Raw genomic sequence first — 289 nt, forward strand, 5'->3', positions numbered from 1 at the left:
GAATCTTTACGAAATATTGCTAAGAGAATCTTTACGAAATATTGCCAAGCGAAGCAAGAAAAAGAGAATCTTTACGGAATTCTGACAAAAGAATCTTTACGAAATATCAATGAGAAAATATTTACGAAATATTGCCAAGAGAATCTTTACCAAATGTTAACAAGAGAGTCTTTTTCGAAATATTACCAAGAGAATCTTTACGAAATATTGCTAAGAGAATCTTTACGAAATATTGCCAAGCGAAGCGAAGCGAGTCACGCCGTAGGCCAAGCACACCTGGCGAAGCCAG

Annotated in this window: 1 protein-coding gene; it reads left to right on the forward strand. The window is 36.0% G+C overall.

All coding sequences use genetic code 11. From position 1 onward, the window contains the following. A partial coding sequence (locus tag IEQ44_RS17165; RefSeq protein WP_227487621.1) for a hypothetical protein occupies positions 1 to 289 on the forward strand: 289 nt, incomplete at both ends.

The organism is Nocardioides malaquae, assembly GCF_015070385.1.
GTDB classification, from domain to species: Bacteria; Actinomycetota; Actinomycetes; order Propionibacteriales; family Nocardioidaceae; genus Nocardioides; species Nocardioides malaquae.